Source organism: Jiulongibacter sediminis (assembly GCF_001306455.1).
Taxonomy (GTDB): Bacteria; Bacteroidota; Bacteroidia; order Cytophagales; family Spirosomataceae; genus Jiulongibacter; species Jiulongibacter sediminis.
Genome location: NZ_LGTQ01000009.1, coordinates 184,487 through 198,072, shown reverse-complemented (window position 1 = coordinate 198,072; position 13,586 = coordinate 184,487). Strand labels below are relative to the sequence as shown.

Below are 13,586 nucleotides of genomic sequence, written 5' to 3'. Positions count from 1 at the left end.
AATGACCGAAAAACAAGAAAATATTCTGGAAGCTGCGTTACGCCTTTTTGCCTCAGAGGGGTATAACGCCACCTCTACAAAAAAGGTAGCCATAGAAGCCGGTGTTTCCGAAGGTTTGATTTTTCGTCATTTCGGAAATAAGGAAGGCCTACTGCAAGCTATTCTAAACTTAGGAAAAGAGCGTTTGCAGAAAGTTTACGCCAACATTGTCTTGCAATCAGACCCAAAAGAAGTTATCAAAAAGGCTATTTTAATGCTTTTTGAGGTACCTGAGGAAGAATATGCCTTCTGGAAATTGCAATTCAAACTAAAATGGGAGCTCGAATTAGTAGATCACGAAAAAATGGCCCCGCTCCTGCTTTCCTTGTCAAATGCATTCAAAAAATTAGGCTACAGCAATCCTGAAATGGAAGCAAAGCTTCTTCTTCATATTCATGACGGGCTGGCAACAGCTATACTCATGGGGAGAAATGTTGACAAAGAGAAAATGAAGGACTTTCTTCTTGACAAATACAACGTCTAAAAAATTTAAATAAATTATAAGTGATTACTTACTCAAAATGATAAAAATTATAAAAATGATTCTTATAACAGTTACTGCCCTCTTGATCGTCACGGGAATTGGAAGCTATGTTTTTGTCACCTTCCACCCTGTATTTGGTGGCAAAGCTGACGAGACTCAAAAAGCTGAGTATCAAAAATCGAATCAATACCAAAATGGAATTTTTGAGAATCAGATAGAAACTGATATGTCCATGGATTTCATGGAGATGCTTAAGATGATGCCCGAATTTCTTAGCAGACCACCTGAGCGGGAGCCTGATTTTGAGTTGCCCGTTGAGAAAATTGACAGCATCTCCATTACCACCGCCCCCGATGGCACCACTCAGTTGACCTGGTTTGGCCATTCAGCCTTTCTAATGACAATTGAAGGTAAAAAAGTTTTGATTGATCCAATGTTTGGTGAAAGCCCTTCCCCTATTTCTTTTATGGGTTCAAAACGCTATTCAAAGGAGCTACCTATAGAAATAGAGCAATTACCTGAGATTGACCTTGTTCTATTCTCTCATGATCATTATGACCACCTGGATTATCCTTCAGTAACAAAACTGAAAAGTAAAGTAAAGCAATGGTTCGTGCCCTTAGGCCTTGAAAATCATTTGACAAAATGGGGAGTGGAGGCTTCAAAGATCAAAACCTTTGATTGGTGGGATGAAACCGAGTATATGGGTTTAAAATTAGCCTGTACACCTGCCAGGCATTTCTCTGGTCGTGGGCTGGGAGACCGTTTCTCCACCCTTTGGGCATCATGGGTAATTCAGAGCGACTCCAGCCGTATCTTCTTCAGTGGAGACAGTGGTTACGGGCCGCACTTTAAGGAAATTGGGAAAAAGTATGGTCCCTTTGACTTTGCGATGATGGAATGCGGTCAGTACAATGAGAAGTGGGATAATATTCATATGATGCCAGAGGAAACTATTCAGGCCGGTCTGGATATCAATACCGGCAGACTCATGCCTATTCACTGGGGAGCTTTTACTCTTGCTATGCACTCATGGACAGACCCGGTAGAGCGGGCTTTGAAGGCGAGTAAGCAAACAGAACTTGAGATTATCGTCCCAAAAATAGGCGAAACTTTCAATGCTGTAAAGCCCGAAATAGAAGGACAGTTTTGGTGGGAGAAACCTTAACAACTTCCACATAAACCTCTCATTTTAAACGACTTTTTTGAAGACGTGTCAAAAAAGAATAAAGATGAGGCATGAAAGTATTGTAAAAAATATGTATACCTTTGTTGCCGACAATGAGCATAATTTTGTTTATGCATTTCTTATTTCTTTTCTGAATTAGACTGCTACGCACATTATCCTCTCTTTTTTTTATTTAATTTTTTTTCAAATGAACATTTTCGTAGCAAAATTGAACTACAACACAGAAGAAGATGTACTAAGAAGCTCTTTTGAAGAGTTCGGTACTGTTGATTCTGCAAAAATCATCATGGACAAATTCACTGGCCGTTCTAAAGGCTTTGGATTTGTAGAAATGCCTGATGATTCTGAAGGGCAAGCCGCTATTGACGCCCTTAATGAAACTGAGCTTGATGGTCGTACCATCGTAGTGAAAGTTGCAAGACCTAGAGGTGAATAAGTACTTGTAAGCGATATAAAAAGGTGGGTTTTACCCACCTTTTTTTATGCCTGAGATGTAGGTTTCTTATCACCTAACAATTCCTGTATCATTTGTTCTGCCTCCGGAAACCTCTCCTTTAACATTGCCAAAGTATCCGCCAACTTATCCGAGGCCTGCCCTTTCAGCTCTTCAAAATACTCCGGAGCCTTTTCGATAGCCCCTTCGGCTTCGGTTTTCAGCTCCTGCCCTCTGGTTTTGAGATCTTCCATGAGCTTTTCGCCCTCCTCTGTTTGAAGCTATTTGTGCATGGCCACTCCTGCAGCCGCACCCAGAATAAATGTTGCTAAGTGTTTTGATGTCACTGCCATAATTGAGAATTTATTTATCCCGATTTATAGATTTTGACCAGTGAAAACAATGATATCAGGCGAACAAAACCTGTACTTCTTTCTTCAACATCAACAAGGCTTTTGAAGTCGGGTCAATTTCTTCATTGACCACTTTGTCAAAGATTTTCTTCGAAAGTTTTATCGCCGGCTGATCAGCGGATAATTCAGATGCGGACTGATTAATCAAAGTCAACACCGAATTCATTGAGTTCTTAATTTCCTCCCAGGTATCAGGGCCGATATAAATTTGCTGTGCAAGATTATGGTAATATTCTTCACGAACTTCTTTCAACAAAATAGCCTGAAAATCACCAACCTGATTGGCTTTTTCATACAATCTCAGCAGCAAATAATTAGGCGTAATACGCTCCAGAAAAAGCGTCATTCGTTCATAAGCTTGAAGACGAAGGCTGAGAGTGCCTTCATTGACCTGAGCTTTCACCTCAAGTTGCTTTTGCTCATATTGTTTGTTCAGAAATGACCTGACCAAAAGAAACATCCCCAGAAGCAAAAAGCCGGAGGGAATCAGAATTTTGAATAAATCCGCCAATATTTCCATAATTGAGGCAAATTTGCGTTTTAATTTCTGAGGTCAAAACAATCAACCTTTTTTTCTGAACCTACTCAATGGTCAGCTTTACCGAAACAGCTAAAAAGAAGATTCTGGAAGCCCTGAGCCAGCCTGGTATTTCAGAAAGTTATGCTCTCAGGCTCGGTCTTTCCGGAGGTGCCTGTGCAGGTAAATACATTATTGGTTTCGATCAAAAAGCCGCTGATGACGATAAGTATTTCATCGATGGTATCCCGGTCATCATTGCTAAAAAACACCTGATGTATCTGATGGGCAAAAAGGTGGATTATAAAACCGAGAATAACGAGTCTTTCTTCGGGATAGAATAGCGGCCCTTGGCACGGTTTTTTCTTTTCAAGCCATAGTGACTTGCGTTTAAAGCTTTTCAATGATCTGGAAATTCGTCAAAAAATATTTGCTCCTGATACTGGCGGTGGCCTCCTTTACTTTGGCAGGCATACAGTATTTCTCTGCCCCCCCGGAGCAGGAAACAGCGGAATTAAACTATAGCGAGGCTGTTCAGGAAAGTGTAACCGAAAGTCTGCAAACCGCGGGCAGAGAGCTGGCTGAAGTCACCAAAATATATCAGGATGGTAATGAGCTCAGCTTTACCAATTTGAATATTGAAACAGAGTTCCCATTCTATGTTTTCAAAAATAGAGAGCTTATCTACTGGTCAGACCACAGGTATACTCCTGATCATCAGTCTATCCAAGGCTTTTATGATGATGGTCTGCTCGCTCAGAAAAACCATATTCACCTGGTGAGAAAGCAGGATTTCTTCCATAATCAGGATAAAATTGAGCTTGTTTCGCTTATTCCTGTTTTTATAGAATATGAGCATGAGAATGACTACCTGAAGTCTCACTTCAATAATAAGCTATTTAAGGCCAGCCCTTTAAGCATAAAGAACACCGCGAGCTCCAAAGCCCATTTAAACATTCACGATCAGAAGGACCGGTTTCTGTTTTCAGTAGAACCTCCACGGTACGAGCGACTGTATTCGTCAAACCTATCAGACAAGGCTCTTGGCTTTCTGGTTCTCGGATTTCTTCTTCTGGGCCTTTGCTTATTGACAAGGATACGTTCTGTTTTTCACAAACATGGTTTTGAATACTCTCTGGCTCTAATCATCATTTATGTGGTGGTGGTCCGGTGGTTTATGCTGGCGAATAGTATTCCTTACTCTCTTTATGAAATTGACCTTTTTAACCCCAAGTATTTCGCGGTAAACGCATTTACCCCATCGCTCGGGGATCTCATTGTAAATACGCTATGCTTTACTCTGATTGCTCTGTTTATCGCTTACAGGTTTCACAAGTCTGCACTTTACAGAAACATCATAAAATCTGGAATTCATGGCAGAAGTGTTATTTCAGTAATTACAATTTTACTGAGCACGGCGGTCACCTATTGCTGCCATAAAGCCCTCATTTATCTCTATGAGAAATCGAATTATATGCTTGATTTCTCCGTCAGCACCTCGTTTGACAATATCAAATTGGGCGTATTGGCCTTCTATGTTTTCCTGGCCATTCTATTTTTTCTGAGCCAACATCTTTTGATCGGCATATTTTTGAGATTAAACAATCGTCATAAATCTGGATTAGCTCATTGGGTTTACGGTGCAATCTTGTCCGCTATCATTTTACTTTTTGTCGGTGAAACGTCGTGGGTTTTATTGATCGGAGCTTTCTATTTTCTTATCTCGTACTGGTTCAAATTCCCGTTGTATCTCTATACTCTAAAGTATAGAACTTCGATCTTTTTCTTTTTAGGAGCCTTCGTTTTCACCTTGATTTCGATGCAGGTGCTACATCATGAAAACAGAAGAAAGGCAGCATTTGATAAACTAAACTTTGGGAAACAATTTCTGGCCGAAAATGACGCTCTGGGAGAAGGTTTATTAGGCAAAGTCATACTCTCCATTAAAAGTGACTCCGCAATTCAAAATGCTATTCAGAGACCGACACTTGCCCGCGAGGCAGTGAGCTCCTTGGTAAAAGAAAATCATTTGGAGCTCTATTTTGATAAATATGATACCGAAGTTTACTCTTTTAAACCACTCGGAGAGCAATTGGGCTTTGAGGAAAACTTACCATCACTGCAAGAGCTGGAAAATCAATACAAAAAGCCAAACTACCAAACCACCAATGCTAACATCTTCTTCATTGACGAAACCGGAGAAAAGTTTATAAAACAGTACGTCGTTTTTATCCCTCTTGAAAGAGGCGGAACTGTGGTACTCGACATGAAACAGCGAAACGCCAACAAAAAGAGCGTTTACCCGGAGCTACTCATGGAGAAAAAACTGAGCCAAAGTCCTGAAATCAAGCCCTTCAGTTACGCCATTTATGATGATAAAAATGAGCTTATTTATTCTGGAGGTAAATATAATTACCACAAATACGGGCTAACGGATTATCTCAAAAACGATCAGCTTTTCTCTGACGGAATTCAGTTTAATGGTTTTAATCACCTCGGTGTAACTAATGATACCGGAAGAAAAATCATTGTATCTACGAACGATCATCTGTGGAAATCACTCTTGTCTGACTTCTCCTTTCTCTATCTCGTACTGGTAAGTGTAATTTTCGTTGTCATTCTGTTTTATGCCTTCAGTTTTGGGTTGAGAAAACTCAAAATGAATTTCTCTACCAAAATTCAGGTTTATCTTAATGCCGCTTTCTTATTACCTTTTATGTTACTTCTTTTTGTAACCATTGGTATCATTAGAAGTACTTTACTAAACATTCAGGAGGGCTTTTATTTTGAGAATACTCAAAACATAAGTTCGACCTTCAGAATTCACCTTCAAAACCTCAAAGAAGGCCGGTATAGTGAGGCATTCTTTGAACAAGAAATCAATAAACTAGCTCAGGATACCCGATCTGATATCAATTATTTTAATGAGGAGGGCAAGCTGGTCTACAGCTCCAGACCCCTTATTTATGAATATAATCTGCTTTCAAAGTGTATTAATCCGGGAGCTTATCGGGCCATTGTAGAAGAAAATGAGAACGAAATTCTGCTGTCAGAAAAACTCGGAGATCTTGAATACCGGGCGGCCTATATGACCATAAAAGATAGCCAGAATGAGCGGTTAGGTATCATAGGAGTACCCTTTTTCAACTCTTCAACAGCTCTGGAAAGCCAGCTAAAAGAGGTATTTACCACGATTTTAAGTATTTGTATAGCCCTGTTTTTAGCTCTGTTGGTATTGTCTTATTATGCTTCGGGACAATTGACTAATCCATTAAAAATGGTGGCTCAGAAAATAAAACGAATTAGTTTAAACGAGGTTAATGAACCTATCCATTGGGAAGCTGACGATGAAATTGGTGTTTTAACCGGCTCTTACAACCAAATGCTTAAAAAGCTTGAAGAAAGTAAGGATGCCCTTTCTCAAAGTGAAAAACAAACAGCATGGCGTGAAATGGCAAGGCAGGTAGCCCATGAAATAAAAAATCCGCTAACACCGATGAAACTTTCTATTCAACAGCTACAGCGTACATTACCCACGCTGGAAGATACCACACGTGGTAGAATAGAACGTTCTTTAAACTCTCTCACTGAGCAAATAGACAACATCTCGGAAATTGCGAACTCATTTTCAGAATTTGCCAAAATGCCTGTTCCTCGCTCTGAAGTGTTTGAACTGGGCACCGTGGTTCAGCGTACAGCTTACCTTTACGCTCAAGACAATGGTCTCGACATAAATATCGACATAAAAGACCAGGGGCTCATGGTTCGAAGTGATCACCAATTAATAAACCGCGTGGTGACTAACCTTATCATCAATGGTATCCAGTCAGTTCCTGAAGACCGAAAGCCTCAAATTGAAGTCAAGGTTTACGGACATCACAAAGACAAATTCGCTATTATTGAGGTCAAAGATAACGGCAGCGGTATACCTGAAGAAAACCGTAAAAAAGTCTTTATGCCAAACTTCAGCACCAAAATAGGCGGTTCAGGCCTGGGGCTTGCCATGGCCAAACGTGGTGTAGAACATAGTGGTGGCAATATTTGGTTTGAGACTGACGAGAATAAAGGAACTACCTTTTATGTAGATCTTCCGCTGGTCAGAAAAGCATAAAATCTATTCGTCATCTACAGTTACATGACCCCAGTTTTCGCCCGAGCGAATGCGGTTCAACTGTGTGTGAGTTATTCCAAACTGACGGGCAATCATCTTTAAACGGGTACTGTCTGATTTCAAAAGCTTCTTTATCATCTTTACTTTTGACTCATTGAGCTTATAGTTTTTCGATTTTACCGGCCTTTTTCGATTGATAACATTAGGATTTTGTTTGTTATGCTCAATCATCTCTTCTTTTGTAACCCAGGCAAGATTAGAACAGATATTATTGTGCTTATCAAAATCCTTATGAATCACATACATATGATCTTCCGATTCTTTCTCTACAAAATACTCCGCAACCATCTTATGTATGTAACGATTAAATGATTTACCTTTCGGCAGACGTAGGTTTAAGGATTTATAACCCTGAATGACTGAACCTTTCAGAAATTTTCCGTCGGGATTATTCTGAAAGCTTTTTAAACGGCCAAAACTTGATACTTCATAGTGAGGAGGCGTCTCTAATCCATCTATAGTGATTCTACGCCACTTTTCAGAGGTGGAGTTTGGATTGATCATAAAAGGGGTTTATAGAGTTAGGTTACTATTTTAAAGAATTCAAATACTATTTATAATTTTTACGTCATTTTGAAAGAACAACTTAAAAACTATTTAATAAATGAGACTAAATAGGACTTTATTCATAACAAATACGCCTTTTTTAGCATCTTTTACATCGTTATGACGTAGCAATTTTTAAAAAGTAACATGAGCACCATAAAGAAATTTACTTTTTCGCCTTTTGAGGAAAACACCTATATCATCTATGATGAAACAAAGGAAGCTGTCATTATTGATCCGGGCTGCCTCGCTCAGGAGGAAAAAGAGAAGCTTGCTTCCTTCATTAAAAAGGAAAACTTACAACCCAAAGCCCTACTTCAAACCCATACTCACCTTGACCATGTATTTGGTAGTGCTTTTGTAAAAAGAAATTTTGGTATCAAAATGTATATCCATCAGGCAGATTTGCCTGTTTTGGCCGATGTCGAAAATCGTTGCAAAACATGGGGAATACCTGGTTATGAGCCCGTAGAGGCTGACGCTTTTCTTCAAGATGGAGATATCTTCTCTTTTGGAAATACCGAACTCAAGGTAATTTGGGTGCCGGGTCATGCCCCCGGACATATTGCGTTTATCAATACAGAAGACAAATATATTGTGGGTGGAGATTGCTTATTTAATGGAAGCATAGGGAGAACAGACTTTCCACTTTGTAGCCATGAAGATCTGATGAAAAGTATTCGGGAGAAGTTCTTTACTTTGCCTGACGAATACACGGTTTATGCAGGCCATATGGCCGATACAACGATCGGTTTTGAGAAAAAATTTAATCCGTTTTTTAATTAATGAAGGTATTTACCATCCCTAATTTCATTACTCTTCTCAATCTTGTTTGTGGAATTGTGGGCATCATTGAAACAATGGAAGGTCGGCATGAAAATGCCGGATACCTCATTTTAATGGCTCTGGTTCTTGATTTTCTGGATGGATTTATTGCCCGACTAACCAAATCCTATTCAGATATTGGTAAACAGCTCGACTCTCTGGCAGACATGGTCAGTTTTGGGGTACTGCCGTCTTTAATGTTGTACAATTTGTGGGATAGTTCTGAATGGTTTGTTTATATCTCCTTTCTACCGGCTTTGTTTTCAGCATTACGACTCGCCAAATTCAATATTGACGAGCGACAGGGAGATACCTTCTATGGCATACCAACACCGGCAAATGCCATGACGGTAGCCGCTTTTCCATTTATTTTAAAAGACAACGAGGGGCTTCTTTCGCCACATACAATAGAAATCGCCCTAGGCGTTTACGCGGTAGTTATAAGTATTCTGATGATTGCGGATATTCCCATGATGGCCTTGAAGTTCAAGGAATTTAGCTGGACAAACAATAAGCCAAAATTCCTTTTTTTGATTCTCTCCTTAGGCTTATTGCTCCTTACTAAACTAGTGGCTATTCCGCTTATTTTAATCCTTTATGTAGGATTTTCTCTTTTTTCAAAGTCCTGATTTCAGCGGAAAAGAGTTTCCCAGCAAAAAAGGCTGCCTGGTTTTTAAAGCGGTTGCTTCAATCGTTTTTCTTGGTCTGTGCTTCGGTAGTTGAGTGGTATAAATTGTTCTGGCCTTTTTTAGCCATGGGTAATGGTTTACAGCAGTAGGCTTAAAATCTTCATCCATTTTGAGAAACATTAAATGGAGGTGAGTATCTGAGCGGTTTCTTTCGGCATTAAAACCACTACGGCCCACTTCACCTATTTTATCACCCTGCTCCACTATTTGCCCTTCAAGAGCATAAACTTTTCGCTGATGAGCGTAATACCAAAGTCCACCAGATTCAAAATCATAGAGCCAAACGTAGTTGCCTCCCTTGTATCCGTTCTCTTCGGTCCACTCAGTTTCAGTAGCAATCACAACACCTCTGTTTACGGCTAAAATATCCACATATTCACCTGTGTTATCATCTTTACAATCATGGTCAAGATCATAAATGAATATATCATGGGCCGGATGACTTTTAGCCACCGAATGATCAAACAAGTCAAAATGACGAGCATAAAAACCTCTGCCTCTGCCCCCTACATCTTTGTAATTTTTTGTTCTCAACGGGAATACCAAATCCATGGAAAGTGAATCGTAGGATGCAGGCTTGTACTGTTCATGAAGTTCTTTCATGATTCGTGAAAACTCTTTTTCCGCCTTTACTGGTTCAATCTTTTGCTCGCGAATAGCCACAAGTAAGCCTTTAAAGTCCAACGGCTTTTCTTTTTCTGAATTCTTCTTTGACTGTGATTGACAAGAAAAATTAGTGATAACCAGAATGATGACAAAGATTCTTTTTAGCTGCATGTATTGCTTCCCCTCTTACGATAATTGGCAAATATACAAAGCGAATAATTCTCAATAAAAAAGCCACCCGAAGGTGGCTGTTAATTATTTACTCTGACTTTTAGAACCGTTGCGACGTTCATAAAACTCTATGAACCTATCAAACTCTTCAATAGGAATACGTTTGCCAATTATACGCTTTTGAGAGTCCAAAATATATGAGGTTGGCGTAGCATAAACATCATAGTTCTCGCGGAAATAATAGTGATGTCCCTGATCCCAAAGGTTCAGCATGTCCTCACCAGTTCCGTATTTATCAATGAACTTCTTCATTTTATCAAGCTCATAGTCCACTGAAACATTATAAATGACAATACCTTTTCCTTTGGCAGCTTTGGCATATTCCACAAGCTCCGGAGCAGCATCTTTACAATGGCCGCAGTCAGGGCTGTAGAAATAAACAATGGTGTATTTACCCGGGCTTTGCTGCACAGTATGTGCCTGCCCAAGCGTATCATAAACATAAAGTCTCGGGAAGACTTCACCGGTTCTCAACGGCTTCAGAATTTTTACTCTGTCCTCAAATTTCTTGCGTTGTTCTTCTGAAAGCCAGTCGGCATCTTTTAGATAATATTCTTCAGCGAGATGCACAAAAACACCATCAAGGCCAACTATTTCTGAGTTTTCGTACTTATTGGTAACCCACCAAAGCACGTAGCGATAAACCTCCGGATTTTGTTTCGAAAGTGTTACCACTCTATCTGCGTCAACAATCACACTATCCTGAACCTGGAAAACAAGGTCTTTGAAGTACTTCTCAAGCTTGGTTTGCAGAAATGGAGTCCAGAGCATTCTTCTGTCACTAAAGTCCATATTATCCCAGAAATGAGCCTTATAATATCTGAAAGCAAAAGTACTGTCTTTTGAGCCATCAGGGTTTAATGGCACCTCTTTCGGAATCTCTATTTCCTGATTCGCTTTTATCACCTTCGCGGCAAAAGTACCCTCATTTTCAGCAATCGTCTTCTCCAGGTAATTCTTGTACTCCTCCTGAAGAGTCATCATTTTTTCTCTTCGTGTGCTATTAGCGTCCGGGTCCTGCGGATTAATTGAAGCATTTATTTCAGCAGCTCTATCATTCATTCCCTCAAGGAATTTACGATAGCCGAAAAGAATATCATTCTCTTTAGAGCCCGTAAATTTTACAGATTTAATAAAATTGACCGTGTCAGCTTCTATTTCAAAGGCTTTCTCGTCGCCACTAACTATAAAATCATAATATTTTGCCGAACTATGCACAATCAAGTAAATACCACCTTCAAGAGGCTCTTCACCCTCAAAATGATAGATGCCATTTTCAAGTTTTGCCGAGTCTACTTTGATATACTGATTATAACCCATAAAGTGGGCCAGATGAATGTATCTGTCTGTCGGTCCTCCATCCAGTTTGACCTTTATACTATACTCTTGCTGGGCAAAAGCAGAAAACGCAGTCATTAAAATTAGCAGAGCACCTAGTGTAAATCGTTTCATATTAGGATTTATTAAAAACTGGATACAAATTTAAAGATAAACGGATATAACGCTTGATTATTAACAGTTCTTTATGTTTTACCTACTTTCTAAACTGCTGACGTTTATTGTGATGCCGTTAGGGATCATCCTGATCCTTATCATCCTAATGATTAAAAGTAAAAATCGTACCAAAGCCAAAAAGTTAGGTCTTTTTACCATTTTCTTAACATACCTTTTCAGCTGTCCGGCTGTAGTAAATAAGGCATTGACTTTGTGGGAGTCGCCTCAGAAAAACATTGAAGATTTAGAAGCTACAAACGCCGGAGTACTACTCACTGGTGGCTTGATAAATGCCTACCTCCCGTTCAACGAGAATCTGCATCTCAATTATGCCGGTGATCGCCTGTGGCAAACATTACATTTATACCAAAAAGGGAAGATTCAAAACATCATAATCACCGGAGGTGATATCAGTATTTTCTCAAAGAAGAAGGTAACCGAAATTGATCTTGCGAAAGATTTTCTGATTCAAAACGGTGTGCCTCCGGAGCATATTGTTCTGGAGAAGAAAGCCAGAAACACCCACGAAAATGCCATGTCCGCAAAACAGCTGCTAGATAAAAAATTCCCCGACCAGGAAATCATTTTAATAACCTCCGCATTTCATATGAAGCGGGCTGCGGCCTGCTTTAAAAAAGAAGGAGTGAAACTTCAAACCTACCCAAGCCATATCATGAGTATGAAAACAAGTCTCGACCTACCAGACTTACTTCCCAGTTCAGGGTCATTTGGTCTTTCAGAGACTCTTTTCAAGGAGTTTGTAGGTCTGCTCGTCTATAAGATTGCCGGATACGCTTAGATACTAAGAATGTGAACCATTCTTAGAAGATCATCATGAATTGGTTTTGGCTTCTTAATAGTATCAATGAATGGTGTAAACACCAAATTGTTATTTACAATCCCCGCCATTACATTTTTCTGACCATCAATAAGACCCTCAATAGCACCAAGACCAAGGCGGCTTGCCAGAATACGGTCATAAGCTGTCGGTATACCACCTCTTTGAATGTGACCTAAGGTAGTCACTCGGATGTCAAGCTTGTCGCCAACCTTACTTTTGATTTTTTCAGCAATCTCAGGAGCCTTACCCTCTTCATCGCCTTCAGCTACAACCACAATGGAAGAGGATTTTGACCTGCTCCAGCCATCTTTAAGGGCAGAAACTACTTTTTTCAATGGTGTATGCGTCTCAGGAACCATCACGATCTCGGCACCACCACCAATACCAGACTGGATAGCAATATAACCTGAATCACGACCCATTACCTCAATAAAGAACACACGGTCATGAGAATCAGCAGTATCTCTGATTTTATCAATAGCCTCGAGTGATGTATTTACAGCAGTATCAAAACCAATGGTATAATCAGTACCATAAAGATCATTATCAATTGTACCCGGGCAGCCTACTGTTGGAAGCTCATATTCATTATAAAAAACTTCAGCTCCGGTGAAAGTACCGTTACCTCCAATGGCAATCAAACCTTCAATACCTCGAGACATTAAATTCTCGTAAGCTTTCTTTCTACCCTCAGGTGTCATAAACTCCTTACTGCGGGCCGACTTTAGAATAGTACCTCCTCGCTGAACAATATTACTTACAGATCTGGAATCTAAAGGGAAGATATCATTGGATATCATTCCATTATATCCTCTCCTGATGCCATACATCTCAAGTCCATGGTAGATACCTCCTCTGACAACTGCTCTGATACAAGCGTTCATTCCCGGGGCATCTCCTCCTGATGTAAAAACGGCAACCTTCTTCATTTTCCTTAATCCTGTTTTTTATGACGCTCGCAAAAGTAAAGAGTTTTCAGGATTTACACCAATTGATTTTCCTGCCTTGCAGCAATTAAACTTAAAGCATCATTGAGAACAGGATTTAAACAATTATAAACATCACTATTCAGGCTCTTCATACCTCCAAACCTCCGTTTCATCCATCA

The 13,586-nt window shown here is 39.8% G+C and carries 14 protein-coding genes; 8 read left to right on the top strand and 6 right to left on the bottom strand.

Translation table 11 applies throughout. The features are described 5' to 3' along the window. Nucleotide 1 precedes the first annotated feature (1 nt). From AFM12_RS11560 to rbp, 3 genes are all read left to right on the top strand, one after another. On the top strand, nt 2-523 hold the full coding sequence (locus tag AFM12_RS11560; protein WP_055148331.1) for a TetR/AcrR family transcriptional regulator: 522 nt from the start codon (nt 2-4) through the stop codon (nt 521-523). 55 nt (nt 524-578) lie between these two features. Continuing rightward, nucleotides 579-1,691, top strand: coding sequence for an MBL fold metallo-hydrolase (locus tag AFM12_RS11555; protein WP_055148904.1), 1,113 nt, complete (start codon nt 579-581; stop codon nt 1,689-1,691). A 208-nt stretch (nt 1,692-1,899) separates the two neighbouring features. Continuing rightward, nucleotides 1,900-2,148 (top strand): RNA-binding regulator, encoded by a 249-nt coding sequence (gene rbp / locus AFM12_RS11550; protein ID WP_055148330.1) that lies wholly within the window; start codon nt 1,900-1,902, stop codon nt 2,146-2,148. Nucleotides 2,149-2,192: 44 nt separating this feature from the next. Here rbp and AFM12_RS11545 read toward each other — a convergent pair whose 3' ends face one another. Both AFM12_RS11545 and AFM12_RS11540 read right to left on the bottom strand, forming a co-directional pair. After that, a complete protein-coding gene (locus AFM12_RS11545; RefSeq protein ID WP_310586870.1) occupies nt 2,193-2,399 on the bottom strand; it encodes a hypothetical protein in 207 nt (68 codons plus the stop codon). 154 nt (nt 2,400-2,553) lie between these two features. Next, a complete protein-coding gene (locus AFM12_RS11540) occupies nt 2,554-3,078 on the bottom strand; it encodes a DUF7935 family protein (RefSeq protein WP_055148328.1) in 525 nt (174 codons plus the stop codon). 68 nt (nt 3,079-3,146) lie between these two features. Between AFM12_RS11540 and AFM12_RS11535 the strand changes: the two genes are divergently transcribed. Beyond that, the gene (locus tag AFM12_RS11535; protein ID WP_055148326.1) at nt 3,147-3,419 is read left to right on the top strand and encodes a HesB/IscA family protein; all 273 of its coding nucleotides are present in this window, start codon (nt 3,147-3,149) and stop codon (nt 3,417-3,419) included. A 59-nt stretch (nt 3,420-3,478) separates the two neighbouring features. Beyond that, nucleotides 3,479-7,186 (top strand): sensor histidine kinase, encoded by a 3,708-nt coding sequence (locus AFM12_RS11530; protein WP_055148324.1) that lies wholly within the window; start codon nt 3,479-3,481, stop codon nt 7,184-7,186. A gap of 3 nt (nt 7,187-7,189) precedes the next feature. Here AFM12_RS11530 and AFM12_RS11525 read toward each other — a convergent pair whose 3' ends face one another. Beyond that, on the bottom strand, nt 7,190-7,750 hold the full coding sequence (locus tag AFM12_RS11525) for an NUMOD4 domain-containing protein (protein WP_055148322.1): 561 nt from the start codon (nt 7,748-7,750) through the stop codon (nt 7,190-7,192). A 189-nt stretch (nt 7,751-7,939) separates the two neighbouring features. Between AFM12_RS11525 and AFM12_RS11520 the strand changes: the two genes are divergently transcribed. Beyond that, nucleotides 7,940-8,578, top strand: coding sequence for an MBL fold metallo-hydrolase (locus AFM12_RS11520; protein WP_055148320.1), 639 nt, complete (start codon nt 7,940-7,942; stop codon nt 8,576-8,578). Beyond that, on the top strand, nt 8,578-9,246 hold the full coding sequence (gene pssA, locus AFM12_RS11515; RefSeq protein WP_055148318.1) for a CDP-diacylglycerol--serine O-phosphatidyltransferase: 669 nt from the start codon (nt 8,578-8,580) through the stop codon (nt 9,244-9,246). Before AFM12_RS11520 ends, pssA begins: the two co-directional genes overlap by 1 nt. On the opposite strand, the gene AFM12_RS11510 is transcribed toward pssA, so the two are convergent. Both AFM12_RS11510 and AFM12_RS11505 read right to left on the bottom strand, forming a co-directional pair. Next, the gene (locus AFM12_RS11510) at nt 9,235-10,083 is read right to left on the bottom strand and encodes a M23 family metallopeptidase (RefSeq protein ID WP_055148316.1); all 849 of its coding nucleotides are present in this window, start codon (nt 10,081-10,083) and stop codon (nt 9,235-9,237) included. The genes pssA and AFM12_RS11510 overlap by 12 nt on opposite strands. Nucleotides 10,084-10,167: 84 nt before the next feature. Next, nucleotides 10,168-11,595 (bottom strand): TlpA family protein disulfide reductase, encoded by a 1,428-nt coding sequence (locus AFM12_RS11505; RefSeq protein WP_055148314.1) that lies wholly within the window; start codon nt 11,593-11,595, stop codon nt 10,168-10,170. Nucleotides 11,596-11,668: 73 nt separating this feature from the next. Here AFM12_RS11505 and AFM12_RS11500 point away from each other — a divergent pair, with 73 nt between their 5' ends. Then, nucleotides 11,669-12,436 (top strand): YdcF family protein, encoded by a 768-nt coding sequence (locus AFM12_RS11500; RefSeq protein WP_082391309.1) that lies wholly within the window; start codon nt 11,669-11,671, stop codon nt 12,434-12,436. On the opposite strand, the gene pfkA is transcribed toward AFM12_RS11500, so the two are convergent. Then, nucleotides 12,433-13,407 carry a 6-phosphofructokinase gene (gene pfkA, locus AFM12_RS11495; RefSeq protein WP_055148310.1) on the bottom strand — a complete coding sequence of 325 codons (975 nt, stop codon included), beginning with the start codon at nt 13,405-13,407 and terminating at the stop codon, nt 12,433-12,435. The two genes, AFM12_RS11500 and pfkA, sit on opposite strands and share 4 nt — an antisense overlap. Nucleotides 13,408-13,586: the final 179 nt, after the last annotated feature.

Bases quoted from the DNA above. Each gene is read 5' to 3' on its own strand.
- AFM12_RS11560 (WP_055148331.1), top strand. From the start codon at position 2: ATGACCGAAAAACAAGAAAATATTCTGGAAGCTGCGTTACGCCTTTTT.
- AFM12_RS11555 (WP_055148904.1), top strand. From the start codon at position 579: ATGATTCTTATAACAGTTACTGCCCTCTTGATCGTCACGGGAATTGGA.
- rbp (WP_055148330.1), top strand. From the start codon at position 1,900: ATGAACATTTTCGTAGCAAAATTGAACTACAACACAGAAGAAGATGTA.
- AFM12_RS11545 (WP_310586870.1), bottom strand. From the start codon at position 2,399: ATGGAAGATCTCAAAACCAGAGGGCAGGAGCTGAAAACCGAAGCCGAA.
- AFM12_RS11540 (WP_055148328.1), bottom strand. From the start codon at position 3,078: ATGGAAATATTGGCGGATTTATTCAAAATTCTGATTCCCTCCGGCTTT.
- AFM12_RS11535 (WP_055148326.1), top strand. From the start codon at position 3,147: ATGGTCAGCTTTACCGAAACAGCTAAAAAGAAGATTCTGGAAGCCCTG.
- AFM12_RS11530 (WP_055148324.1), top strand. From the start codon at position 3,479: ATGATCTGGAAATTCGTCAAAAAATATTTGCTCCTGATACTGGCGGTG.
- AFM12_RS11525 (WP_055148322.1), bottom strand. From the start codon at position 7,750: ATGATCAATCCAAACTCCACCTCTGAAAAGTGGCGTAGAATCACTATA.
- AFM12_RS11520 (WP_055148320.1), top strand. From the start codon at position 7,940: ATGAGCACCATAAAGAAATTTACTTTTTCGCCTTTTGAGGAAAACACC.
- pssA (WP_055148318.1), top strand. From the start codon at position 8,578: ATGAAGGTATTTACCATCCCTAATTTCATTACTCTTCTCAATCTTGTT.
- AFM12_RS11510 (WP_055148316.1), bottom strand. From the start codon at position 10,083: ATGCAGCTAAAAAGAATCTTTGTCATCATTCTGGTTATCACTAATTTT.
- AFM12_RS11505 (WP_055148314.1), bottom strand. From the start codon at position 11,595: ATGAAACGATTTACACTAGGTGCTCTGCTAATTTTAATGACTGCGTTT.
- AFM12_RS11500 (WP_082391309.1), top strand. From the start codon at position 11,669: ATGTTTTACCTACTTTCTAAACTGCTGACGTTTATTGTGATGCCGTTA.
- pfkA (WP_055148310.1), bottom strand. From the start codon at position 13,407: ATGAAGAAGGTTGCCGTTTTTACATCAGGAGGAGATGCCCCGGGAATG.